This window comes from Burkholderia sp. BCC0097, from assembly GCF_902832985.1.
Lineage (GTDB): Bacteria > Pseudomonadota > Gammaproteobacteria > Burkholderiales > Burkholderiaceae > Burkholderia > Burkholderia orbicola.
This window is the reverse complement of record NZ_CADFDM010000008.1, coordinates 210,348-232,859: the sequence shown is the minus strand read 5'-3', so window position 1 is coordinate 232,859 and position 22,512 is coordinate 210,348. Positions and strand designations below refer to the sequence as shown.

The following is a 22,512-nucleotide window of genomic DNA, read 5'->3' as shown; positions in this document are numbered from 1 at the left end:
GACGACGGATTACCGGCCCGATTCCGACGATGCGCCGCGATCGCTGCCGTATCCGGCGTCGTGCTCGCGGGCGATCTTCGCTTCGGCGGATACGATGCTGGCCGGATAGAACCAGTCGCTCGACTGGAAGCCGGCCTGCTTGAGCGCCTTGACTTCGGCGTGGACCTGCGCGCGCGTGAGCGGCGGGTTCGACTGGGCTTGCGCGGCGAAGGGGGCCGAGACGGCCAGGGCAATGGCAACGGCTTGGATCAGGCGCTTCATGATCGGGACCTCCACGATTCCGGTGAATCGCGGCGCTTCGTTCGTCGAAGCGCCGTGCGACGTTGAAACCAGTGTAGGCCGGGGCGGCCGTGCGAAAAATGCGATCATGCCCAACGCAGTGTTCTGCTGCCGGCAACAATGGGTACATAAGGGAGGGGCTGCGCAATGCCCCGGGTGGCCGCCACGCGCGTACAAGCGCTACGGCAGGGATTTGATCTGATTCGACGGGCAGCGAAATGAAATCGGACCGGATGCGCATTCCGGAATCCGTTCCGGTGCGCATGCGGCCCGATCTTGAAGGGCGAGGGCAGGCGGCGAATGAAGCGCCGCCTGGGATGCCAACGCTTACACGAGCCCCGTCGCGTAGTACACGGCGATCACGAAGAACACCGCGAGCGTCTTGATGATGGTGACCGCGAAGATGTCGCGATACGACTCGCGGTGCGTGAGGCCCGTGACCGCGAGCAGCGTGATGACCGCGCCGTTGTGCGGCAGCGTGTCCATGCCGCCGCTCGCCATCGCGACGACCCGGTGCAGCACGTCCATCGGGATGTTGGCCGCCTGCGCGCCCTTGATGAACAGGTCCGACATCGCGGCGAGCGCGATGCTCATGCCGCCGGACGCCGAGCCCGTGATGCCCGCGAGCGAGCTGACCGACACGGCCGCGTTGACGAGCGGGTTCGGGATGCTCTTCAGCGCATCGCTGACGACGAGAAAGCCCGGCAGCGCGGCGATCACGCCGCCGAAGCCGTATTCCGACGCGGTGTTCATCGCGGCGAGCAGCGCGCCGGCGACGGCGGCCTTCGAGCCGGCCGCGAAGCGGTCGCTGACGCGCTTGAAGGCGGTCAGCACGACCAGCACGATACCGAGCAGCAGCGCGGCCTCGACCGACCAGATCGCGACGACCGTCTTGATCGACGTCGTGACGGGCGCGTGCACGCCCGGCAGCACTTCCGGCGCGACCGTGTACGACGCGGCGCCGTACCACTGCGGGATCAGCTTCGTGAACGCGAAGTTCGACACGCCGACGAGGATCAGCGGCAGGATCGCCAGCGCGGGATGCGGCAGCGCCTTCGCCTCGACGCGCTCCGGCTCGTTGACGAGCGACGTGCCGTAGCCTTCGCCCTTCGCCATCGCGGAACGGCGGCGCCATTCGAGATACGTGAGGCCGACGACGATGATGAACAGCGAGCCGATCGTGCCGAGCGCGGGCGCGGCCCAGGCGGTCGTCTTGAAGAACGTGGTCGGGATGATGTTCTGGATCTGCGGCGTGCCGGGCAGCGAGTCCATCGTGAACGAGAACGCGCCGAGTGCGATCGCGCCGGGCATCAGCCGTTTCGGGATGTTGCTCTGGCGATAGAGTTCGGCCGCGAACGGATAGACCGCGAACACCACCACGAACAGCGAGACGCCGCCATAGGTGAGCAGCGCGCACACCGCGACGATCACCGCATTCGCGCGCGAGCGGCCGATGTAGCGGATTGCCGCATGGACGATCGACTCGGAGAACCCGGACAGTTCGATCACCTTGCCGAACACGGCGCCCAGCATGAAGACCGGAAAATACAGTTTGACGAAGCCGACCATCTTTTCCATGAAGATGCCGGAGAAGACCGGTGCGACGGCGGCGGGTTCGGTCAGGAGCACCGCGCCGAGCGCGGCGATCGGCGCGAACAGGATCACGCTGTAGCCGCGATACGCGGCGAACATCAGGAACGCCAGCGCGGCGAGGACGATCACGAAAGACAAGGGAGTCTCCTAAAAGCTTGGAATGGCTTTGGTTGTTGTTCGATCGCGCGATGCGCCGCGGACCAGTTCGGGTTCGTGCAGGTTTCGTGCCATCGGCCGGATTGCGCCGCCGGACATGGGTCCGCCGGCGGCCGGCGGGCCCGCGCCGGTGCAGGTCTGACGATTCTACATAAAACGTCTCCAACCGGAGACGATTTGGCCGTTCGGTCGACCCTCGAAATCGGGCAGGGCTTTCCCGGACAACCGATTGCGACGTGTCTCCAGAGTGAGATAATCCGTCTCGTTTCGGAGACATCCGGTCGACGATATACGGAGACGAAGACACGATGATGAACGACTGGGCGCGCCTGCCCGTCAACTACGGCGACGTGCTGCGGCGCGCCGCCGAGTCGCTGTTCCGGACCTTCGAGGATTCGAGTGCGGGCACGGTGGTCGTCGATCGCGACGCGCGCGTCGTGTGGATGAACGAGCGTTACGCGGCACGCTTCGGTTTCGCCGATCCGCAGCAGGCCGTCGGCCTCGACTGCGAGGCCGTGATCCCGAACAGCCTGATGCGGGAAGTCGTGTCGACCGGGCAGCCGATCCTGCTCGACATCATGGAGACGGGCCGCGAGCCGCTCGTCGTCACCCGCCTGCCGTTGAAGAACGAGGCCGGCGAGACGGTCGGCGCGATCGGCTTCGCGCTGTTCGACCAGTTGAAGACCCTCACGCCGATTTTTTCCCGCTACGCGCAGCTTCAGCAGCAACTGATCGCGACGCAGCGCTCGCTCGCGCAGGCACGCCGCGCGAAATACACGTTCGCCAGCTTCGTCGGCACGAGTGCCGCGAGCCTCGAGACCAAGCGTCAGGCGCGCCGCGCGGCGCAAGTCGATTCGCCGGTGCTGCTGCTCGGCGAGACGGGCACCGGCAAGGAGTTGCTCGCCCACGCGATTCACGCGGCGTCGGCGCGTGCGCTGCAGCCGCTCGTGACCGTCAACGTCGCCGCAATTCCCGACACGCTGCTCGAAACCGAATTCTTCGGCGCGGCGCCCGGCGCGTACACCGGCGCCGATCGCAAGGGGCGCGTCGGCAAGTTCGAACTGGCCGATCGCGGCACGCTGTTTCTCGACGAGATCGGCGACATGCCGTTGCCGTTGCAGGGCAAGTTGCTGCGCGTGCTGCAGGACAAGGAGTTCGAGCCGGTCGGCTCGAACCGGATCGTGCGCGCGGACGTGCGCATCATCGCCGCCACGTCGGCCGACCTGCCGGCGCTGGTGGCGGCCGGGCGTTTTCGCGCGGATCTCTATTACCGGCTGAACGTGCTGACGATCCATGCGCCGCCGCTGCGCGAGCGCGCTTCCGACATCGCGGCGCTCGTCTACGCGACGCTCGAGGAGCTGGCGGCCCAGCATGGGCGCGCCGCGCACTGCGAACTGACCGACGATGCGCTGCGGATGCTGTGCGCGTATCCGTGGCCCGGTAACGTGCGCGAGTTGCGCAATACGCTCGAGCGCGCGCTGATGCTGTCGGACCGCTCGGTGATCGATGCGCGCGCGCTCGCGCCGTTTCTCGGGCCGGTGCGCATTTCGCCGGACGGCGCGGCGCCGGCGCAGCGGGTTGGCGCGGTGCCGGCCGAGCAGCGCGCGGGCGATGCCCCGACGGCATCCGCTGCGCCGGCCGCCTCGTATGCCGATGCACTGGCGGCGTGGGAGCGCCAGTTCCTCATCGATGCGCTCGCGGCCTGTGACGGAAAGGTCGTCGAAGCGGCTGCGCGGATCGGCATCGGCCGCGCGACGCTGTACAAGAAACTGGCGGCGCTGGGCATCGACCGGTAGGCCGATCGGCGAGGCCGGTGCTTCCCGATGTAACGCATCGAACAGGAGGTCACGATGAAGCGAATCGGCATCGCAGGATGGCTGACCATGGTGCTGGCGAGCGCCGCACTCGCGCAGGCCGGCAACATCGACGGGCCCGATGCTCCAGACGCGCGGCGCAACTGGTACAACGATCCGTTCGTCGCGCTGTCGCAGGACGTGGCCGAATGCCCGTTGCCGCTCGGCCCGTGGATGACGCGCGCCGAGATGACGGACGATGCGCACTACCGCGCCGAACGCGGCACGACCTGCTGGCTCGCGCATCGTTGCACGAAGCCGAACTCCTATATGTATGACGCGTCGATCGCCGATGCGGCGAAGGCGCACTTCGCGGGCTCCGATCATCTGCGCGGCACGAGCCTGTGGATCACCGTCCAGCGACGGTTCATCTACGTCGAGGGATGCGCGGATACGACGCTCGATCGCCAGGCGCTTCAACGCGAATTCGAGGCGCTTCCGGACGTGGAGCAGGTTTTCGTTCGCATCACCGACGATCCGCGCAAGCGCTTGCCGTACAAGGCGCGCGGGCAACCCGACCGCACGCCGGACTGACGGTCGAAGGGCCGCCCATGGCATACTCGCCACATTCAAAAAAAGGTTGACGGGAACCACAATGAAACACATGCTTGCGTCGGTCTGTCGGTGGCCTCGGGCGGCCGTGATGTTGGCTCTGGTTGCAGGGCTCGGCGGGTGCGGTGGCGGTGCTCCGCTGTTCACTTCGGACGGGCGCCCGACCACCCAGGTGCAATGCACCGGCAACGACTGGAGCAACTGCACGGACAATGCCCGCGCCATGTGCAACGGCGATTTCGACGTGATCCAGCAATCGACGGATGACGCCGTGCGAAATCTTCTCTTCGCATGCAAGAAGAAGAGCGGTTACTGATCCCGACATGACCGGCTGAGGAGACCACGATCGGGCGAAGCGCTTTTCCGTTTGCTTTGAGTCACTTGTTTTTCACGAATAACACTCACGGAGTCCCATCCATATGGCGACCTACAGGCAACTGAGCGCGCAGCTCGAACGGCTTCAGCAAAAGATCGACAAGGAACGCGAAAAGGCGATTGCCGACGCGATTGCGCATATCCGCGCGAAAATCGACGAATACGACATTACGCCGGAAGAGCTCGGTTTTCGCCCCGCAGGATCGAGTACCGCCGCTGCCGCCGCTAAGCCGAAGCGCACCTTGCCGCCGAAGTACCTGAACCCGAAGACGGGCGAAACGTGGAGTGGCCGCGGGCGCGCGCCGGCATGGCTCGGCAAGAATCGCGGACGTTTCCTGATCAAGGACTGACTCCCGAAAATCCTCACCTTTCGTGTACCGACTGACGGTGCGAACGGCCTTCCGGCCTTCGCACCGTTTTGTTTTGGTGCGGTCGCCGTGCGATTTTCCCCGCCGAATTGAAGTGCAATGCCGCGCAATTAACGGCTCCTGTTTTGCGAATTCGCCGTGATCCGGCCGCATATTGCGGGGAATTTCCGTAAACAAGCGTGTAATGACATAACGCACACGCATTGGCAGTCGCGTTTTTCGCGGTGCATGCATGATGCCGATTTTCATCACCTTTCGCGTGTTGGCGCGGTGTGTCGTGCGATTCCCGAAGATACTCACCATGGCTCCTGTAAATCCTCACCTTTGAGAAAGCGGCTGCAATGTCGTGCCGCATTGCGTGCATCGTGCGTGCGGCGCCGCAAGGCCGGGCCGCATGTGTTGCAGTCCATGGTGCGAGCGTTGACGTCCGTCGAATAGTCGGCCGATCGGCATATAGGCAGTCGCAGGCGCTTCGCCTATGCTTGGGGTTCGCGTCGATCGGCGCACGGCCCGCCCGGCCGCATGCCGATCGTGCCGTCTTTCGCCACCGCAGGGAGCCGATGTGACCGTTCGCCATCTCGATGCGTTGTTCCAGCCCAGGTCCGTTGCGGTCGTCGGCGCGTCGTCGCGCGCGGGCAGTATCGGCGCGATGGTGTGGTCGCGGGTGCTCGACGGCGCGTTCCAGGGGCCCGTGTGGCCCGTCAATCCGAAATATCGCGAGCTGGACGGGCATGCGGTCGTTTCCGATGTCGACCGGTTGCCCGCGCCGCCGTCGGTTGCCGTGATCTGCACGCCGCCCGCGACCTGGGCCGGCATCGTGCGCAAGCTCGGTGAGCTGGGCGCGCGCGTCGCGGTGATCGTCGGCGAGGCGCGCACCGATGCCGATCGCGCCGCGGTCGATCGCATGCTGAAGGCGGCGAAGCCGTTCGTGCTCCGTATCGTCGGGCCCGGCAGCCTGGGCGTGTTGTCGCCCGCGCGGCATGCGCATTTCGGCGCGCCTGCCTACACGGCACGATCGGGCGGTGTCGCGTGGGTGTCCCAATCGAATGCGTTGACGAACGCGGTGCTGGGCTGGGCCGATGCGCGGGGCCTCGGCTTTTCGCATGTCGTCGCGCTCGGCAGCGAATCCGATGTCGATGCAGGCGATGTCCTCGACTATCTGGCGAGCGATCCCGGCACGCGTGCGATCCTGCTCGAGCTCGATACCGTGCGCGCGGCGCGCAAGTTCATGTCGGCGGCCCGCGCGGCGGCACGCAACAAGCCAGTGCTCGCGCTGCGCACCGGCCGTGCCGATCCCGGCGACGCGCTCTACACGGCGGCGTTCCAGCGCGCGGGCATGGTGCGCGTCGATGCGCTCGACGATCTGCTCGACGAAATCGAGACGCTCGGTGTCGGCCGCGTCACCGCGCGGGGGGCGGCGACGCTCGTGACGAGCGACGCGGGCGTGGCGAAACTCGCGGTCGATGCGGTGGCCGAGGTGCGCGACGTGCTGACCGACTGGTCACCCGCCGCAACGTCGGCCATCGCGGCCGCGCTGCCGCATCTCGCGGCGCCCGGCAATCCGCTCACGCTGCGCGACGATGCGCGCCCCGAGCACTTTGCGGCGGCAATCAAGGCGCTCGCCCCGTTTCCGCAGACGGGCACGCTGTTCGTCGTCCATTCCACTTCGCACAGCGCGCCGGCCGATTCGGTCGCGCGCACGCTGATCGACTCGCGGCACTACGCGCATCGCGGCATCCTCGCGTGTTTCTTCGGCGCGGTCGACGCGGCGACGCGCGATGCGCTGCACGCGAACGGCATTCCGGTGCACACGACGCCGCAGCGGCTCGCGCGCGCGTATGCACGTCTCGTCGACTACAACCTCGGGCGCCAACTGCTGATGCAGACGCCGGAGGGCACGCCGCCGCAGCCGGCCGAGTGCGTGGCGTCCGCCCAGGCCGACGCGCGCCGCATGGTTGAAGCCGGTCAGCATGAACTGGCCGGTGAAGCCGCGCTGCGCTGGCTGTCCCATTTCGGTCTGCAGGGCGAGCAGCCCAACGAGCCGGCCGGCAAGAAGGTCGTCGATATCGCGGTCGACATGTACGACGATTCGAATTTCGGTCCGGTGTTTCGCTATGCCGTGCCGCCTGCGGACGGTGTATCGGCGCCGTTCGTCGTCTACGGCCTGCCGCCGCTGAATACCGTGCTCGCCCGCGCGGTGATGGAGCGCTCGCCGTATGCGCGCAGCACGCCCGTCGAGCCGACGCTCGACGCGCTGACGGCACTGTCGCAGGTCGTCTGCGACGTGCGCGAAGTGGTTGCGATGTCGGTTACGTTGCGCGTGCTGTCCGACCGCGCATGGGTGATCGCGCCGCGTATCACGCTCGCCTCGGGGCGCAGCCGGCTCGCGATCATGCCGTATCCGCGGCACCTCGAGCAGACACTCGAGTGGCGTGGCGAGACGGTGACGATCCGTCCGATCCGTCCAGAGGACGAGGCCGCACACAACGAACTGCTCGGTGCGATGACGCCGGAAGATCTGCGGATGCGTTTCTTCGGCGCGGTGCGCAGCTTCGATCATTCACAGGTGGCGCGCATGACCCAGATCGACTACGACCGCGAAATGGCTTTCATCGTGTCGTTTACCGATGTGTCGGGGCGCGACCATACGCTCGCGGTGGCGCGTGCGGTCGCCGATCCCGACAACGAGACGGCGGAGTTCGCGATCGCGGTACGGCCCGATCAAAAGGGCAAGGGGCTTGGCCGCCTGATGATGACGCGCATCATCGACTACGCACGCTCGCGCGGCACCGCCTGGATGGTCGGCGAGGCGCTGCGCGAGAATTCGGCGATGATCTCGCTCGCGAAATCGTGCGGGTTTGCGGTGACGACGACGGAGGAGCCGGGCGTCGTGGGTTTCAGGATGAAGTTGCAGCCGTAGGCGTCACCCTGTGGTTCGACGCTCGTGGGTAGTGCATGGCGGCGATGCGTCCCGACGTTTCGCCATGTCACAATTTAAATGAGGAATGCAAAGCGTTTGGACCAACCTGCTGCGTGAAGCGTCTGCGAACGTGTCGAACCCGTCGATCGCAACGATACCGCGAGGTGCGCGCGATGTCCGGCGATGCTCGTCACGTGCTGCCGATATTCATCCCGCGTTCACCGTGGGTAGCCGTTTCAAGCGATGTACTTGCACACGTGCGTGACCGTTTCCCGGCCTTGCAAATTCGAAGCCGTCACCAAGGTGAGACTTTTCGGGAGCCGCGAGTGAGCTTTTCCGGGACAGCGTGGTGAGCCGATACGGGAGCATTCGGTGAGCCTTCCCGGGAACGGCTGGTGAGCTCCTGCGGGAGAGGCCGGTGAGCCTTTCCGGGACGCCCCGGTGAGCACTTGCGGGAGCGATCGGTGAGGACGTTCGGGAGGCGTCAGTGAGCGTCTCCGGGAGCCTTGGGTGAGCTTTTACGGGAGGCTTTGGTGAGCGCTTGCGGGATGCTGAGGTGAGCTTTTTCGGGAGCATGCGAATGCATGGCTCCCGCGAGCGCGGCGCCGGCCAATGCCGGCGTCACGCGGGGGTATGGACACGCAGGAACCGTGCCCGTGATTACATTCACGCAGCGAGTTTCGACGCCGCGTCGTTCACCTGGTCGCGCGAAATCGCGAGTTCCTCGAGGTGCGGATCGGCGTAGACCGCACCGGTTTCGCGCTCGAGGCGGGCGATCGTCAGCGCACAGCGCGCGGTGTCTTTCGGCATCGCGATGAAGCGCTTGACCGACTCGCCGGACGTGAACGCGTCGAACAGTGCGCCGCGCACGTCGTCCGGAAGCGTCTTGGTCCACTGGTACGGCTTGCCGTTGAACGTGATCGACGGCGGCAGCGTGCGTTCCTTCTTGGTCGCCGTGATGAGCCCGTAGGTACGCGCCGCGTCGCCGATCTGTTCGGGCGAAAAGAGTTCGTCAGGCGTGATGTCGAACTGCTCGATGTAGTTCTCGATCGCCTGCATTGCGGCGGCACGATCGTCGCGCTTCTTCTGCGCGCGCGCGACGATATCGCGCAGCTCGTCCGCTTCCTCGGGCGTGATCGTGAAGCTTGCCTGCTTCTGCTGAAGTTCGGAGAAACGCTGGAATTCTTGATCGTTCAGAAGTTTGGCCATGACATCCATCGGACACGACGGCCGCGACAACCGGCCGCCGTAGTTTTTGAGAGGGCCGCTATTCTAGCGTAGCGCCGCGGGTGGCCGATGCGACATCGCGCATCGGCCACCGCGGGCATTGCGCGCGACCGGAGTCGGTGCCGCTGCGCCGTGCCCGGCGTGCTTTGCCGGGGAACCCGCGCGTCAGCAGGCCTCGGTGCGGCACATCGACAGATGGGCGGCCGTGTCGCGCAGCGCGTCGACGACCACGTCGACGGACGGCGCCATGTGCGCATCGATCCGCCGCATGTACGGGCACGTCAACACCGCGATCGCATGGCCGGCCGGCCCGAGGATCGGCGCGGTCAGGTCGGTCACGCCGTACGCCTGGCGACTGTCCTGACGCAGGTAGCCGGACTGCCGGATCGACTGGCACGCATTCGCGAGCTCCTGCTCGTTCAGCGGCGCTTCACCCTTGACCTTGCGATGCTCGGCCAGCATGTGCGCGCGTTGCTCGGGGCCCTGGAACGCCAGCAGCGTGCGCCCCGACGCGGTATCGGCGAGCCCGACGCGCGAGCCGAGTCGCACCGATACGCCCCACGGGCCGGGCCCGTCCACCTGCGCGATCACGAGCATGTTGCCGCGATCGTAGACGGACAGGTGGCACGACTGTTCGGCGGCATCCGCGAAGCGCTGCATCGGCGGCAGCGCCTCGGCGATCAGCCGGTTCATCGGCGGATGCCGGTGCGCAAGCGCGAACAGCTTGAGGCTGAGCGTGTAGCGGTCGCCGCCGGTCGAACGCATCACGTAGCGGCGCGCGACGAGACGTTCGAGCATCCGGTAGATTTCGCTCGCGTTACGGCCGAGTTCCTTCGTGATTTCGGTGCGGGTGAGTCCTTCCTTCTGCTCGGACAGGAGTTCGAGAATATCGAGGCCCTTGTCGAGCGCGGGTGCGCGATAGCGGTCGATAGCGGCCATCGATTCCCGTGCGTCGCAGCCGGGAAGCGGGTCGTTGGTTGTCTGCATTGTCGATGTGAGGTTGGGGGATTACCGTCGATCGGTTGGCGACGCACGCTGGCCGGTTCTGCACGCGTAGAGGGGCCGGGCCGCGTATGGCGATGAAAGCCATTCGTATGAGCTTAGCAATAAACAAATAGTGTGCAATGCAGCGTCTTCTTACCGATCATTACCGGACAAGAACGGATGGTCAAACGTTTTCGATGACAGGGGCACCCCGAATAGCCAGTATTCATGTGCCGATGGCAGGCGCCGCCCCTAACGACAGCCGATCGATCGACGCCGGTGCAGCGCGTGCTGCGCCGCAGCGTCGGCAGGCGCACCAATAGTCGGTATCCGTCGAACGTCATTTCACGGCGCGCGGCCGATGGTACAAAGGCTGGCGGGCCAGCGACGGCGCGGCCGCGCGTGCAGCCGGCCGGCATGGGCCGGCACGCGTCGCGGATGCCGGGCCGTCGTCGCCGATGCGCAGACCGGCGGCCGCCCGTTCGATGCGCGCCCTACTGGCGTACGGCGCCGCGATCGCTGCGCCCGCGCGACCCTCGCGCGTCGACGGCATGCCGCATGCGGCGCCGACGCGTGCAGTCGACGATCGACGATCAGTCCGGCGCGCGGCTGCGAAAGGCTGCGTCGGCCGGTATCCTGTCCCATTCGACAACAGAGGTTAAGCACGATGAAACTGCTTCGCTATGGCCTGTCCGGCCAGGAAAAGCCTGGCATCCTCGACTCGGCCGGCCGGATTCGCGACCTGTCCGCGCATGTGCCGGATCTTGCCGGCGATGTGCTGTCCGACGCGGGTCTCGCGCGGTTGCGCGCCATCGATCCGGCCACGCTGCCGCTCGTGTCCGGCGAGCCGCGCATCGGCGCGTGCGTCGGTCACGTCGGCAAGTTCATCGGCATCGGTCTGAACTATGCCGACCACGCGGCCGAAGCCGGCATGCCGGTGCCGAAGGAGCCGGTCGTGTTCGGCAAGTGGACGAGTTCGATCTGCGGCCCGAACGACGGCATCGATATCCCGAAGGGTTCGGTCAAGACCGACTGGGAAGTCGAGCTGGGCGTCGTGATCGGCGCGAAGTGCAAGGACGTCGACGAAGCGCACGCGCTGGATTACGTCGCGGGCTACTGCGTGGTCAACGACGTGTCCGAGCGCGAATGGCAGATCGAGCGCGGCGGCCAGTGGGACAAGGGCAAGGGCTTCGACACGTTCGGCCCGATCGGCCCGTGGCTCGTCACGCGCGACGAAGTGCCCGATCCGCAGCGCCTCGACCTGTGGCTCGAAATCGACGGCCACCGTTATCAGAACGGCAATACGCGCACGATGGTGTTCACCGTCGCGCAGCTGGTCGCCTATTTGTCGACCTGCATGACGCTGCAGCCGGGCGACGTGATCACGACCGGTACGCCGCCGGGCGTCGGCATGGGCGTCAAGCCGTCGCCGGTGTTCCTGAAGGCTGGCCAGACGGTGCGCCTCGGCATCGAAGGGCTCGGCGAACAGTTGCAGCGCACGCGCAACGCGCAATAAGCGCGTGAGCGGTGCGGGTCGGCTCCTGGACGTAGCCACCCGCGCGCTGGCCATGCTGCCAGACCCGTCGGCATGATCGACGACGATAACCGGCGCGTACCGAACGACGATGTAGCCAAGACCAGGGGCCCGATTCCGCGCGATGCGGAATCGGGCCCTTGTCGCTGGTCCGCGCCCGTGCGAAGCGGATCAAACGACGTTGTCGAGTTCGCAGTGCGCTTCGAGCCGATATCCGTCGGGGTCGACGACGAACGCCGCGTAGTAGCCCGGGCCGTAGTGCTCGCGTTTGCCGGGCCCGCCGTTGTCCTTGCCGCCGTGTTCGAGCGCGGCACGGTAGAACGCGTCGACCTCGACCGGCGACGCGGCCTTGAACGACAGGTGCAACCCCGAATCGGGATCGGCGACGACGGGGCGAGCCGCGTGCTGCAACCACAGCTCGGGCTCGGTCGTGCCGTACCCGATGGCGCCGTCGTCGCTGTACAGACGCTTGTAGCCGAGCGCGCCGAGCGCACTGTCGTAGAAGGTGCGGCTGCGGTCGATGTGGGCAACGCCGAATGAAAGGTGATCGATCATGAGTGTGGGCTCCTTGAATCGAGAGGGGACTTCAGTGCGGCAAACCTGCCTGGAGGCACCGTGCCAGCCGCTTGTAGCGAAGCGCGTCGAGCGTGCTGTCATCGTACGTGCGGCCGGCGGCGATGTGGATAACGCTGAACGAAAACCGATCGATCATCTGTGTCTCCTTGGATTGCAGGGGCATCAACGCAACCAGCCGACCTGTTTTTAACCACCATGCCGGTTATGTTAGAAATCGCTCGGGCGCTTGTCAACCGGCATGGTGGTTAGATACGATCGCGTCATGAGCAAAACGCAACCTTCCGTCACGATCGATTGCCTGATTCCGGCGCCGGCCGAGACGTTGAGCCTCGACTTCGCGAACACGCGGTACTGGCGCGGCAGCGACCCGCCGACGGAAACCTTCGGCACGCTGGACGACTTGCTGGCGTGGTGTCGCGAACAGGCGGGCGTGCCGGCCGGTCTGGCCGACGCATGTCGCGTACCCGACAAGGAGAAAGAGAAGGAGAAGGGCGACGAGCCGGCGATGCTCGCGCGGGCGCTCGCGTTGCGCGAGGCGCTATACCGGCTCTTTCACGCGCAGGCGGAGCAGTGCGAGCCGCATCCCGACGATCTCGCGCTGCTCGGCGGCTTCCTCGCGCAAGCGTCGCCACGCGTCGCGCTGGCGCGCGTCGACGGCCGCTATGCGTGGCGGATCGACACGTCAGATGCGACGCTCGCAGGGCTGTTGAGCCCGGTACTGTGGTCGGCGATCGACCTGCTCGGCGGCGCGCGGCTCGCGAAGGTCAAGCGCTGTGCGAACGATGCATGCCAGTGGCTGTTCATCGACGACAGCAAGAACGGCAGCCGACGCTGGTGCTCGATGTCGTCGTGCGGCAATCGCGCGAAGGCGTATCGCCACTATCACAAGGCCGAATGACGGGACGGGCGGAACCGCGAACCTATTTCGCCGACAACTTCCGCCATAGCGTCGTCTTGCTGATGCCGAGCATCGCGCACGCGCGGTCGCGGTCGCCGCCGCACGCGTCGAGCACCGCGCGAATCTCGTCGGCTTCCGCGCGACGGCGGCGCGCGTGGAGCGTCCGTGCATCGTCGTCGCCGGCGCCGGCCGCATCGGGCAGCGCGGCGAACAGCTCGGGCGCGATTACCTGCAGCGCACCGGGGGCGAGCGCCGCGCACGCGGCGGCCGGATCGCTCTCGTCGACTTCCTCGGCCAGCTCCACCGCGATCCGCTCGACCACGTTCTGCAGTTCGCGTACGTTGCCGGGCCAGCGGTAGCGCGCGAGCGTCGCCTGCGTCGCGTCGAGCACGCGCAGCGCGTCGTCGGCGTCGCGCACGCGGTCGGTGAGACGCGGCTCGCGCCGCGCGGCCTGCACGAGCAGCGTCGCCGCGAGCGCGGGAATGTCGGCCGCGCGTTCGCGCAGCGGCGGCAGGCCGATGTTCAGGATGTTGAGCCGGTAATAGAGATCCGCGCGGAACGTGCCGGCTTCGACGGCCGCGAGCAGCGGCCGGTGCGTCGCGGCGATCACGCGTACGTCGATGCGGATCGGCTCGGTCGAGCCGAGGCGGATCACCTCGCGCTCCTGCAGCACGCGCAGCAGCCGGCTCTGCAGCGACGGCGGCATCTCGCCGATTTCGTCGAGAAACAGCGTGCCGCGGTGCGCGGCCTCGAACAGGCCGGTCTTGCCGCCGCGCCGCGCGCCGGTGAACGCGCCTTCTTCATAGCCGAACAGTTCGCTCTCGAGCAGCGCTTCCGGAAACGCGCCGCAGTTGACCGCGACGAACGGATAGCTGCGCCGCGCGGACAGCGCATGCAGGCTCTGCGCGATCATTTCCTTGCCGGTGCCGCTTTCGCCGAGCACGAGCACGGTCGCGTCGGATTTCGCGTAGCGGCGCACGAGCTCGCGCACACGCGTCATCGGCGCCGAGGCGCCGACCACGTCGTCGAGCGCGTAACGGGCGGCGAACTGCTGGGTGGTCGGTTGCGAACGCAACGCGCGATCGAGCCGTTCGACCGCGCGCGATTCCTGAAACGTCAGCACGCTGCCCGACGTGACGCCGCGATCGACCAGCGGCCCGCGATGCACGACGTAACGCACGCCGCGCACGGTCGCGAGCGCGTCGCCATCCTCGCCGCGCAGCGTGCGCAACTCGGGACGCAGGTCGACGAGCGCGCGACCGACAGCCGCCGCGGGTTCGACCCCCAGCGCCGACGCGAGCCGCTCGTTGATCGCTTCGACACGGCCGTGCGCGTCGAGCGCGACAACGCCGTCGCGCAGATGCTGCAGCAAAGTATCGAGCCGCTGGCGGCGGAACGCCTCGGCGTGCGTCGCATACGCGACTTCGAGCGCCGTCTCGACGGCCTTGCGCACCGACGCATGCGAATACAGGAAGACCGCGCCCATACCGACGCTGGCCGCGAGATCGGTGACGAGGCCCGGGCCGACGATCGTCTCGATGCCGCGATCGCGCAGGTCGTGCACGCAGGCTTCCGCTTCCTGGGCGGACTGATATGACGCAAACTGCACGTCGAGGCCGTACGCGGCGACGAAGCGGCGCACTTCGGGCGGCGTTTCCCCGGCGCTGACGAGCGCGATCCGCGCTGCGTCGCGCCGCGCGCGGGCGAGCGCCTGCATCACGTCGAAGCCCGTGGGCGACACGACCACCACCGGCACCTGCGCGCGCGTTTTCAGGAAGCCGCCGTTCGAGCCGGCCGCGACGATCACGTCGGGCCGCGCGGTGCCGGCCTCGGCGATCGCGCTCAGCGCATCTTCATAGGCGCGCGTGACGATCCGCACGTCGGCGCGTTCGTCGAATTCGCCGGCGATCTCGCGAAACAGCTCGCGCAGCCGGCTGATGCCCATTGCCCAGATGCGCGGGCGCACCGTGCGGTCGGCCGGGCCGACGGGCTTGGTCGAGGAGAGGTCCATGACGGCCGATTATGCGCGCACGATTTCATTTTTGAAACATGGAATTGCCAAATTGAAATCGACGGGCGATGCAACGCTGAAGGCGCTTGCTTAAGAATCAGTGGGTTAGCGACATTCCGCAAGCTGGCCCGGACCTTGCTGTTATCAGGCATTCCATCAGGAGGCCGTTCATGAGCAATACGCATCTTCAGAGCGCCGGCGCGAAGTTCCGCGCGGCAGTCGCGGCCGAGCAGCCGCTCCAGGTGGTCGGCGCGATCACCGCGTACGCGGCCAAGATGGCGCAGGCCGTCGGCTTCAAGGCCGTGTACCTGTCGGGCGGCGGCGTCGCCGCGAACTCGCTCGGCATCCCCGACCTCGGCATCAGCACGATGGAAGACGTGCTGATCGACGCGACCCGGATCACCAACGCGACCGACCTGCCGCTGCTGGTCGACATCGACACCGGCTGGGGCGGCGCGTTCAACATCGCGCGCACGGTCCGCTCGTTCATCAACGCCGGCGTCGCGGCCGTGCACCTCGAGGATCAGGTCGGCCAGAAGCGCTGCGGCCACCGCCCGGGCAAGGAAGTCGTGCCGATCGACGAAATGGTCGATCGCGTGAAGGCCGCGGTCGATGCGCGTACCGACGACCAGTTCGTGATCATGGCGCGCACCGACGCGGCCGCCGCGGAAGGGATCGATTCGGCGATCGAGCGCGCGGTCGCGTACGTCGAAGCCGGCGCGGACATGATCTTCCCGGAAGCGATGAAGACGCTCGACGACTACCGCCGCTTCAAGGCCGCCGTGAAGGTGCCGATCCTCGCGAACCTGACCGAGTTCGGCTCGACGCCGCTGTTTACGGTCGACGAACTGCGCGAGGCGAACGTCGACATCGCGCTGTACTGCTGCGGCGCGTATCGTGCGATGAACAAGGCCGCGCTGAACTTCTACGAGACGCTGCGCCGCGACGGCACGCAGAAGGCGGCCGTACCGACGATGCAGACGCGCGCCGAGCTGTACGACTTCCTCGGCTATCACGAATACGAGCGCAAGCTCGACGAACTGTTCGCGCAGGGCAAGAAGTAACGCGGCCCGCACCCCCCGATACCCATTGGAGAAGGACAACATGAGCGAGACGAAAGACGCAGCAGCACCGGCCGCCGCAGGCGCATTCAAGCCGAAGAAGTCGGTGGCGCTGTCGGGCGTGACGGCCGGCAACACCGCGCTGTGCACGGTCGGCAAGACCGGCAACGACCTGCACTATCGCGGCTACGACATTCTGGACGTCGCCGAATCGTGCGAATTCGAGGAAATCGCGCACCTGCTGGTGCACGGCACGCTGCCGAACCTGACCGAACTGGCCGCGTACAAGACCAAGCTGCGTGCGCTGCGCGGCCTGCCGAGCGCGCTGAAGGCCGCGCTCGAGCAGATTCCGGCGTCGGCCCACCCGATGGACGTGATGCGCACCGGCGTGTCGGTGCTCGGCACCGTGCTGCCGGAGAAGGACGACCACAACCTGCCGGGCGCGCGCGACATCGCCGACCGCCTGATGGCGTCGCTCGGCTCGATGCTGCTGTACTGGTATCACTTCTCGCACAACGGCAAGCGCATCGAGACGGAAACCGACGACGACTCGATCGGCGGCCACTTCCTGCACCTGCTGCACGGCAAGACGCCGTCGAAGTCGTGGGTCGAGGCGATGCACACGTCGCTGATCCTGTACGCGGAGCACGAATTCAACGCGTCGACGTTCACGGGCCGCGTGATCGCGGGCACGGGCTCGGACATCTACTCGGCGATCACCGGCGCGATCGGCGCGCTGCGCGGGCCGAAGCACGGCGGCGCGAACGAAGTCGCGTACGAGATCCAGAGCCGCTACAGCTCGCCGGACGACGCCGAAGCCGATATCCGCCGCCGCGTCGAGAACAAGGAAGTCGTGATCGGCTTCGGCCACCCGGTCTACACGATCTCCGATCCGCGCAACAAGGTGATCAAGGGCGTCGCGCACAAGCTGTCGAAGGAAGCGGGCGACACCAAGCTGTACAGCATCGCCGAGCGCCTCGAATCGGTGATGTGGGACGCGAAGAAGATGTTCCCGAACCTCGACTGGTTCAGCGCGGTGTCGTATCACATGATGGGCGTGCCGACCGCGATGTTCACGCCGCTGTTCGTGATCTCGCGCACGTCGGGCTGGAGCGCGCACATCATCGAGCAACGCATCGACAACAAGATCATCCGTCCGAGCGCGAACTACACCGGTCCGGAAGACCTGCAGTTCGTGCCGATCGAGAAGCGCTGATCGTCTGTCGCGCACGCCGGCGCCCGTGATGCGGGCCGTCGGCGCGTGCGGCACGTCATACCCCGAATTCCCGCCCCACATCATGAATACCGCCAACCGCAAACCCCTGCCCGGCACGTCGCTGGACTATTTCGACGCGCGTGCCGCGGTCGACGCGATCGCGCCCGGCGCGTACGACACGCTGCCGTACACGTCGCGCGTGCTCGCCGAAAACCTCGTGCGCCGCTGCGATCCGGCAATCCTCGCCGATTCGCTGAAGCAGATCATCGAGCGCAAGCGCGAACGCGATTTCCCGTGGTTCCCGGCGCGCGTGGTGTGCCACGACATCCTCGGGCAGACGGCGCTCGTCGATCTCGCCGGCCTGCGCGACGCGATCGCGGACGGCGGCGGCGACCCGGCGAAGGTGAACCCGGTCGTGCCGGTACAGCTGATCGTCGACCACTCGCTCGCGGTCGAATGCGGCGGCTTCGATCCGGACGCATTCGCGAAGAACCGCGCGATCGAGGATCGTCGCAACGAGGATCGCTTCCACTTCATCGAGTGGACGAAGAAGGCGTTCGAGAACGTCGACGTGATCCCGCCGGGCAACGGCATCATGCATCAGATCAATCTCGAGAAGATGTCGCCGGTGATCCAGGCGCAGGACGGCGTGGCATTCCCGGACACCTGCGTCGGCACCGACAGCCATACGCCGCACGTCGATGCGCTCGGCGTGATCGCGATCGGCGTCGGCGGGCTGGAGGCAGAGAACGTGATGCTCGGCCGCGCGTCGTGGATGCGCCTGCCCGACATCGTCGGCGTCGAGCTGACCGGCAAGCGCCAGCCCGGCATCACCGCGACCGACGTGGTGCTCGCGCTGACCGAGTTCCTGCGCAAGGAAAAGGTGGTCGGCGCGTACCTGGAATTCCGCGGCGAAGGCGCGGCGAGCCTCACGCTCGGCGATCGCGCGACGATCTCGAACATGGCGCCCGAATACGGCGCGACGGCCGCGATGTTCTTCATCGATGGCCAGACGATCGACTACCTGCGCCTCACGGGCCGCAGCGACGAGCAGGTGAAGCTCGTCGAAACCTACGCGAAGGCGGCCGGCCTGTGGGCCGATACGCTCGCGAACGCGCAGTACGAGCGCACGCTGACGTTCGACCTGTCGAGCGTCGTGCGCAACATGGCCGGCCCGTCGAACCCGCACAAGCGGCTGCCGACGTCCGATCTCGCCGCGCGCGGGATCGCCGGCCAGTGGGACGAGAAGCCGGGCGAGATGCCTGACGGCGCGGTGATCATCGCCGCGATCACGAGCTGCACGAACACCAGCAACCCGCGCAACGTGATCGCGGCAGCGCTGCTCGCGCGCAACGCGAACGCGAAGGGCCTGACGCGCAAGCCGTGGGTGAAGAGTTCGCTCGCGCCCGGCTCGAAGGCGGTCGAGCTGTATCTCGAAGAAGCGAACTTGCTGCCGGAACTCGAGAAGCTCGGCTTCGGCATCGTCGCGTTCGCTTGCACGACCTGCAACGGGATGTCGGGCGCGCTCGACCCGAAGATCCAGCAGGAGATCGTCGAGCGCGACCTGTACGCGACCGCCGTGCTGTCCGGCAACCGCAACTTCGACGGCCGCATCCATCCGTATGCGAAGCAGGCGTTCCTCGCATCGCCGCCGCTCGTCGTCGCGTATGCGATCGCCGGCACGATCCGCTTCGACATCGAGAAGGACGTGCTCGGCCACGATCAGGATGGCAAGCCCGTCACGCTGAAGGACATCTGGCCGACCGACGAGGAGATCGATGCGATCGTCGCGTCGAGCGTGAAGCCCGAGCAGTTCCGCAAGGTCTACGAGCCGATGTTCGCACGCAGCGCCGACGCCGGCGAACGCGCGGCGCCGCTGTACGACTGGCGCGCGCAGAGCACGTACATCCGCCGCCCGCCGTACTGGGGAGGCGCGCTGGCCGGCGAACGTACGCTCAAGGGCATGCGGCCGCTCGCGGTGCTCGGCGACAACATCACGACCGACCACCTGTCGCCGTCGAACGCGATCCTGCTCGATAGCGCGGCCGGCGAATATCTCGCGAAGATGGGCCTGCCGGAAGAAGACTTCAACTCGTACGCGACGCACCGGGGAGACCACCTGACCGCGCAGCGCGCGACCTTCGCGAACCCGACGCTCGTCAACGAGATGGCAGTGGTCGACGGTGCGGTGAAGAAGGGCTCGCTCGCGCGTGTCGAGCCGGAAGGCAAGGTCATGCGGATGTGGGAAGCGATCGAGACGTACATGAATCGCAAGCAGCCGTTGATCGTGATCGCCGGCGCCGACTACGGCCAGGGCTCGTCGCGCGACTGGGCCGCGAAGGGCGTGCGGCTCGCGGGCGTCGAGGCGATCGCCGCCGAAGGCTTCGAGCGGATTCACCGCACGAACCTGATCGGGATGGGCGTGCTGCCGCTCGAGTTCAAGCCGGGCACCAACCGGACGACGCTCGGCATCGACGGCACCGAGACCTTCGACGTGATCGGCGAGCGCACGCCGCGCGCCGATCTCACGCTCGTGATTCACCGCAAGAACGGCGAGCGCGTCGAGGTGCCGATGACGTGCCGGCTCGATACGGCCGAGGAAGTGTCGATCTACGAGGCGGGCGGCGTGCTGCAGCGTTTCGCGCAGGACTTCCTCGAATCGTCGCAGGCGGCTTGACCGGCGCACACTGGGATTACGCAAACATGGCTCACATTCCTCAAATCAGGATTCCCGCGACCTACATGCGCGGCGGCACCAGCAAGGGCGTGTTCTTCCGGCTGCAGGATTTGCCGGACGCCGCGCAGGCGCCGGGCGCCGCGCGCGACGCGCTGCTGCTGCGCGTGATCGGCAGCCCCGATCCGTACGGCAAGCAGATCGACGGGATGGGCGGCGCGACGTCGTCCACCAGCAAGACGGTGATCGTGTCGAAGAGCACGCGGCCGGGTCACGACGTCGACTACCTGTTCGGCCAGGTCGCGATCGACCGCGCATTCGTCGACTGGACCGGTAACTGCGGCAACCTGTCGGCGGCGGTCGGCCCGTTCGCGATCAGCGGCGGCCTCGTCGATGCCGCGCGCGTGCCGCGCGACGGCGTCGCGACCGTGCGGATCTGGCAGGCGAACATCGGCAAGACGATCATTGCTCACGTGCCGATCACGAACGGCGCGGTGCAGGAGACGGGCGACTTCGAACTGGACGGTGTGACGTTCCCGGCCGCCGAAGTGCAGCTCGAGTTCATGGACCCGGCCGCCGAGGAAGAAGGCGCGGGCGGCTCGATGTTCCCGACCGGCAATCTCGTCGACGACCTGGCGGTGCCGGGCATCGGCACGCTGAAGGCGACGATGATCAACGCGGGCATCCCGACGATCTTCGTCGACGCGGAAGCGATCGGCTATACCGGCACGGAACTGCAGGACGCGATCAACGGCGACGCGAAGGCGCTCGAGAAGTTCGAGACGATCCGCGCGCACGGCGCGTTGCGGATGGGCCTGATCGACACGCTCGACGAAATCGCGACGCGCCAGCACACGCCGAAGATCGCGTTCGTCGCGAAGCCGGCCGACTACGTCGCGTCGAGCGGCAAGCGCGTGAACGCGGGCGACGTCGACCTGCTGGTGCGTGCGATGTCGATGGGCAAGCTGCACCACGCGATGATGGGCACGGCGGCGGTCGCCATCGGCACGGCCGCGGCGATTCCCGGCACGCTCGTCAATCTCGCGGCGGGCGGCGGCGAACGCCACGCGGTGCGCTTCGGGCATCCGTCGGGCACGCTGCGCGTGGGTGCGCAAGCGCGGCGGGAGAACGGCGAATGGACCGTCACGAAGGCGATCATGAGCCGCAGCGCGCGCGTGCTGATGGAAGGGTGGGTGCGGGTGCCGGGGGATGCGTTCTGATCGTTGCCGTCGGGATCGGCGTCGGCCGCCCGCGTCGTTTTCGTCAGCCGTGCAGGAAGCGGCGCAGCGCGTCGTGGCTGAGGCGGCGCGCCGTTTCCGAGACCCGCGCGCCGGGCACGATGTCGAATCCGTGTACGCCGCCGGGCAGCACGTGCAGTTCGGTCGGCACGCCCGCGCGAAGCAGGCGCTGCGCATAGTCGAGATTTTCGTCGAGGAACAGGTCGAGCGAGCCGACCGACAGGAACGTTGGCGGCAGACCGTCGAGCCGCGTGGCGCGCGCGGCCGCCGCGTACGGCGACACGCCGTCGATGCCCGGCGCGTGACCGAGCAGCGAGGTCCAGCCGAACCGGTTGTTGGCCGCATGCCAGATGAATTCACCGGCATGCGGATGCGGCGGGCGCGTGCAGGTGCGATCGTCGAGCATCGGATAGATCAGGTGCTGGAACGCGAGCGGGAATTCGCCGCGGTCGCGGGCCAGCAGCGCCAGCGCGGCGGCCAGCCCGCCGCCCGCGCTTTCGCCTGCCACGCCGATCCGCGCGGCGTCGATGCCGAGCGGATCGGCGTGACGGAACACCCACGCGAGCGCCGCGTAGCAATCCTCGATCGCGCCGGGAAATACGGTTTCCGGCGCAAGACGGTAGTCCACCGAGATCAGCGCGCAGCCGAGCTGCGTGACGAGCGACCGGTGCACCGCTTCGAGCTCCTTCGCCGCGCCGCGCACGAAGCCGCCGCCGTGCAGATGGACGATCGCCGGTAGCGGCCGCGCGTGGCCCTCGGGCAGATAGACGAGGAGCGGGACGTCCGGCGCGCCGGCCGGGCCGGGTACCGTGCGGCGTTCGAGTGTGCTGCCGGCCGGGTCGGGCGGCGGCAGCGGCAGCACGCGCTGGCGCGACTGCGCGAGGTTGTCGGCGTCGAGCGTGACGGTCGGCCAGGTCTCGAGCAGCGGGCGGATTTCAGGATCGACGAGATGCAGGGTGTCCAATGCAGGGCTCCATCGTGGAAGTGGGCGGCGCGC

At 67.2% G+C, this 22,512-nt stretch carries 19 protein-coding genes; 11 read left to right on the top strand and 8 right to left on the bottom strand.

Going from position 1 to position 22,512, the window contains the following annotated elements; translation table 11 throughout:
* Positions 1-9 precede the first annotated feature (9 nt).
* The gene (locus tag HWX07_RS26970) at positions 10-261 is read right to left on the bottom strand and encodes a DUF4148 domain-containing protein (RefSeq protein WP_124466513.1); all 252 of its coding nucleotides are present in this window, start codon (positions 259-261) and stop codon (positions 10-12) included.
* Positions 262-606: 345 nt separating this feature from the next.
* On the bottom strand, positions 607-2,010 hold the full coding sequence (locus HWX07_RS26965; RefSeq protein WP_027810509.1) for a GntP family permease: 1,404 nt from the start codon (positions 2,008-2,010) through the stop codon (positions 607-609).
* Positions 2,011-2,336: 326 nt separating this feature from the next.
* Here HWX07_RS26965 and HWX07_RS26960 point away from each other — a divergent pair, with 326 nt between their 5' ends.
* From HWX07_RS26960 to HWX07_RS26940, 5 genes are all read left to right on the top strand, one after another.
* The gene (locus HWX07_RS26960) at positions 2,337-3,824 is read left to right on the top strand and encodes a sigma 54-interacting transcriptional regulator (protein WP_175878330.1); all 1,488 of its coding nucleotides are present in this window, start codon (positions 2,337-2,339) and stop codon (positions 3,822-3,824) included.
* A 54-nt stretch (positions 3,825-3,878) separates the two neighbouring features.
* Positions 3,879-4,415, top strand: a complete 537-nt coding sequence (locus HWX07_RS26955; RefSeq protein ID WP_053526087.1) for a BON domain-containing protein — start codon at positions 3,879-3,881, stop codon at positions 4,413-4,415.
* A 61-nt stretch (positions 4,416-4,476) separates the two neighbouring features.
* On the top strand, positions 4,477-4,749 hold the full coding sequence (locus HWX07_RS26950; protein WP_077178597.1) for a hypothetical protein: 273 nt from the start codon (positions 4,477-4,479) through the stop codon (positions 4,747-4,749).
* A 103-nt stretch (positions 4,750-4,852) separates the two neighbouring features.
* Entirely contained in the window at positions 4,853-5,158 is a 306-nt protein-coding gene (locus HWX07_RS26945; RefSeq protein WP_027810506.1) for an H-NS histone family protein, read from the top strand.
* Between the two features lie 580 nt (positions 5,159-5,738).
* Positions 5,739-8,096: a GNAT family N-acetyltransferase gene (locus tag HWX07_RS26940; protein ID WP_175878329.1), complete on the top strand. Its 2,358-nt coding sequence runs from the start codon at positions 5,739-5,741 to the stop codon at positions 8,094-8,096.
* 666 nt (positions 8,097-8,762) lie between these two features.
* Here the strand turns inward: HWX07_RS26940 and HWX07_RS26935 are convergent.
* Both HWX07_RS26935 and HWX07_RS26930 read right to left on the bottom strand, forming a co-directional pair.
* The gene (locus HWX07_RS26935) at positions 8,763-9,314 is read right to left on the bottom strand and encodes a hypothetical protein (protein WP_006480314.1); all 552 of its coding nucleotides are present in this window, start codon (positions 9,312-9,314) and stop codon (positions 8,763-8,765) included.
* A 174-nt stretch (positions 9,315-9,488) separates the two neighbouring features.
* On the bottom strand, positions 9,489-10,310 hold the full coding sequence (locus tag HWX07_RS26930) for an IclR family transcriptional regulator (protein WP_175878328.1): 822 nt from the start codon (positions 10,308-10,310) through the stop codon (positions 9,489-9,491).
* Between the two features lie 664 nt (positions 10,311-10,974).
* Here HWX07_RS26930 and HWX07_RS26925 point away from each other — a divergent pair.
* On the top strand, positions 10,975-11,823 hold the full coding sequence (locus HWX07_RS26925) for an ureidoglycolate lyase (protein ID WP_175878327.1): 849 nt from the start codon (positions 10,975-10,977) through the stop codon (positions 11,821-11,823).
* Between the two features lie 189 nt (positions 11,824-12,012).
* Here the strand turns inward: HWX07_RS26925 and HWX07_RS26920 are convergent, their stop codons facing one another.
* Together HWX07_RS26920 and HWX07_RS37205 are read right to left on the bottom strand one after the other, a co-directional pair.
* Positions 12,013-12,396 (bottom strand): VOC family protein, encoded by a 384-nt coding sequence (locus HWX07_RS26920; protein ID WP_034205930.1) that lies wholly within the window; start codon positions 12,394-12,396, stop codon positions 12,013-12,015.
* Positions 12,397-12,427: 31 nt separating this feature from the next.
* A complete protein-coding gene (locus HWX07_RS37205; protein ID WP_279612784.1) occupies positions 12,428-12,553 on the bottom strand; it encodes a hypothetical protein in 126 nt (41 codons plus the stop codon).
* Between the two features lie 102 nt (positions 12,554-12,655).
* Between HWX07_RS37205 and HWX07_RS26915 the strand changes: the two genes are divergently transcribed.
* Positions 12,656-13,315 carry an ABATE domain-containing protein gene (locus HWX07_RS26915; RefSeq protein WP_175878326.1) on the top strand — a complete coding sequence of 220 codons (660 nt, stop codon included), beginning with the start codon at positions 12,656-12,658 and terminating at the stop codon, positions 13,313-13,315.
* 22 nt (positions 13,316-13,337) lie between these two features.
* Here the strand turns inward: HWX07_RS26915 and prpR are convergent, their stop codons facing one another.
* Positions 13,338-15,326, bottom strand: coding sequence for a propionate catabolism operon regulatory protein PrpR (gene prpR / locus HWX07_RS26910; protein WP_175878325.1), 1,989 nt, complete (start codon positions 15,324-15,326; stop codon positions 13,338-13,340).
* A 170-nt stretch (positions 15,327-15,496) separates the two neighbouring features.
* Between prpR and prpB the strand changes: the two genes are divergently transcribed.
* From prpB to prpF, 4 genes are all read left to right on the top strand, one after another.
* Complete coding sequence (gene prpB / locus HWX07_RS26905) at positions 15,497-16,390, top strand: methylisocitrate lyase (protein WP_006480320.1); 894 nt, start codon at positions 15,497-15,499, stop codon at positions 16,388-16,390.
* Positions 16,391-16,430: 40 nt separating this feature from the next.
* A complete protein-coding gene (gene prpC, locus HWX07_RS26900; RefSeq protein ID WP_006480321.1) occupies positions 16,431-17,603 on the top strand; it encodes a 2-methylcitrate synthase in 1,173 nt (390 codons plus the stop codon).
* Between the two features lie 82 nt (positions 17,604-17,685).
* Entirely contained in the window at positions 17,686-20,280 is a 2,595-nt protein-coding gene (gene acnD / locus HWX07_RS26895) for a Fe/S-dependent 2-methylisocitrate dehydratase AcnD (RefSeq protein WP_175878324.1), read from the top strand.
* A 26-nt stretch (positions 20,281-20,306) separates the two neighbouring features.
* Positions 20,307-21,497, top strand: a complete 1,191-nt coding sequence (gene prpF, locus HWX07_RS26890) for a 2-methylaconitate cis-trans isomerase PrpF (RefSeq protein ID WP_175878323.1) — start codon at positions 20,307-20,309, stop codon at positions 21,495-21,497.
* A 43-nt stretch (positions 21,498-21,540) separates the two neighbouring features.
* Here prpF and HWX07_RS26885 read toward each other — a convergent pair whose 3' ends face one another.
* Positions 21,541-22,479, bottom strand: a complete 939-nt coding sequence (locus tag HWX07_RS26885; RefSeq protein ID WP_175878322.1) for an alpha/beta hydrolase — start codon at positions 22,477-22,479, stop codon at positions 21,541-21,543.
* Between the last annotated feature and the right edge of the window lie 33 nt (positions 22,480-22,512).

Bases quoted from the DNA above. Each gene is read 5' to 3' on its own strand.
- HWX07_RS26970 (WP_124466513.1), bottom strand. From the start codon at position 261: ATGAAGCGCCTGATCCAAGCCGTTGCCATTGCCCTGGCCGTCTCGGCC.
- HWX07_RS26960 (WP_175878330.1), top strand. From the start codon at position 2,337: ATGATGAACGACTGGGCGCGCCTGCCCGTCAACTACGGCGACGTGCTG.
- HWX07_RS26955 (WP_053526087.1), top strand. From the start codon at position 3,879: ATGAAGCGAATCGGCATCGCAGGATGGCTGACCATGGTGCTGGCGAGC.
- HWX07_RS26950 (WP_077178597.1), top strand. From the start codon at position 4,477: ATGAAACACATGCTTGCGTCGGTCTGTCGGTGGCCTCGGGCGGCCGTG.
- HWX07_RS26945 (WP_027810506.1), top strand. From the start codon at position 4,853: ATGGCGACCTACAGGCAACTGAGCGCGCAGCTCGAACGGCTTCAGCAA.
- HWX07_RS26935 (WP_006480314.1), bottom strand. From the start codon at position 9,314: ATGGATGTCATGGCCAAACTTCTGAACGATCAAGAATTCCAGCGTTTC.
- HWX07_RS26930 (WP_175878328.1), bottom strand. From the start codon at position 10,310: ATGCAGACAACCAACGACCCGCTTCCCGGCTGCGACGCACGGGAATCG.
- HWX07_RS26925 (WP_175878327.1), top strand. From the start codon at position 10,975: ATGAAACTGCTTCGCTATGGCCTGTCCGGCCAGGAAAAGCCTGGCATC.
- HWX07_RS26920 (WP_034205930.1), bottom strand. From the start codon at position 12,396: ATGATCGATCACCTTTCATTCGGCGTTGCCCACATCGACCGCAGCCGC.
- HWX07_RS37205 (WP_279612784.1), bottom strand. From the start codon at position 12,553: ATGATCGATCGGTTTTCGTTCAGCGTTATCCACATCGCCGCCGGCCGC.
- HWX07_RS26915 (WP_175878326.1), top strand. From the start codon at position 12,656: ATGGTGGTTAGATACGATCGCGTCATGAGCAAAACGCAACCTTCCGTC.
- prpR (WP_175878325.1), bottom strand. From the start codon at position 15,326: ATGGACCTCTCCTCGACCAAGCCCGTCGGCCCGGCCGACCGCACGGTG.
- prpB (WP_006480320.1), top strand. From the start codon at position 15,497: ATGAGCAATACGCATCTTCAGAGCGCCGGCGCGAAGTTCCGCGCGGCA.
- prpC (WP_006480321.1), top strand. From the start codon at position 16,431: ATGAGCGAGACGAAAGACGCAGCAGCACCGGCCGCCGCAGGCGCATTC.
- acnD (WP_175878324.1), top strand. From the start codon at position 17,686: ATGAATACCGCCAACCGCAAACCCCTGCCCGGCACGTCGCTGGACTAT.
- prpF (WP_175878323.1), top strand. From the start codon at position 20,307: ATGGCTCACATTCCTCAAATCAGGATTCCCGCGACCTACATGCGCGGC.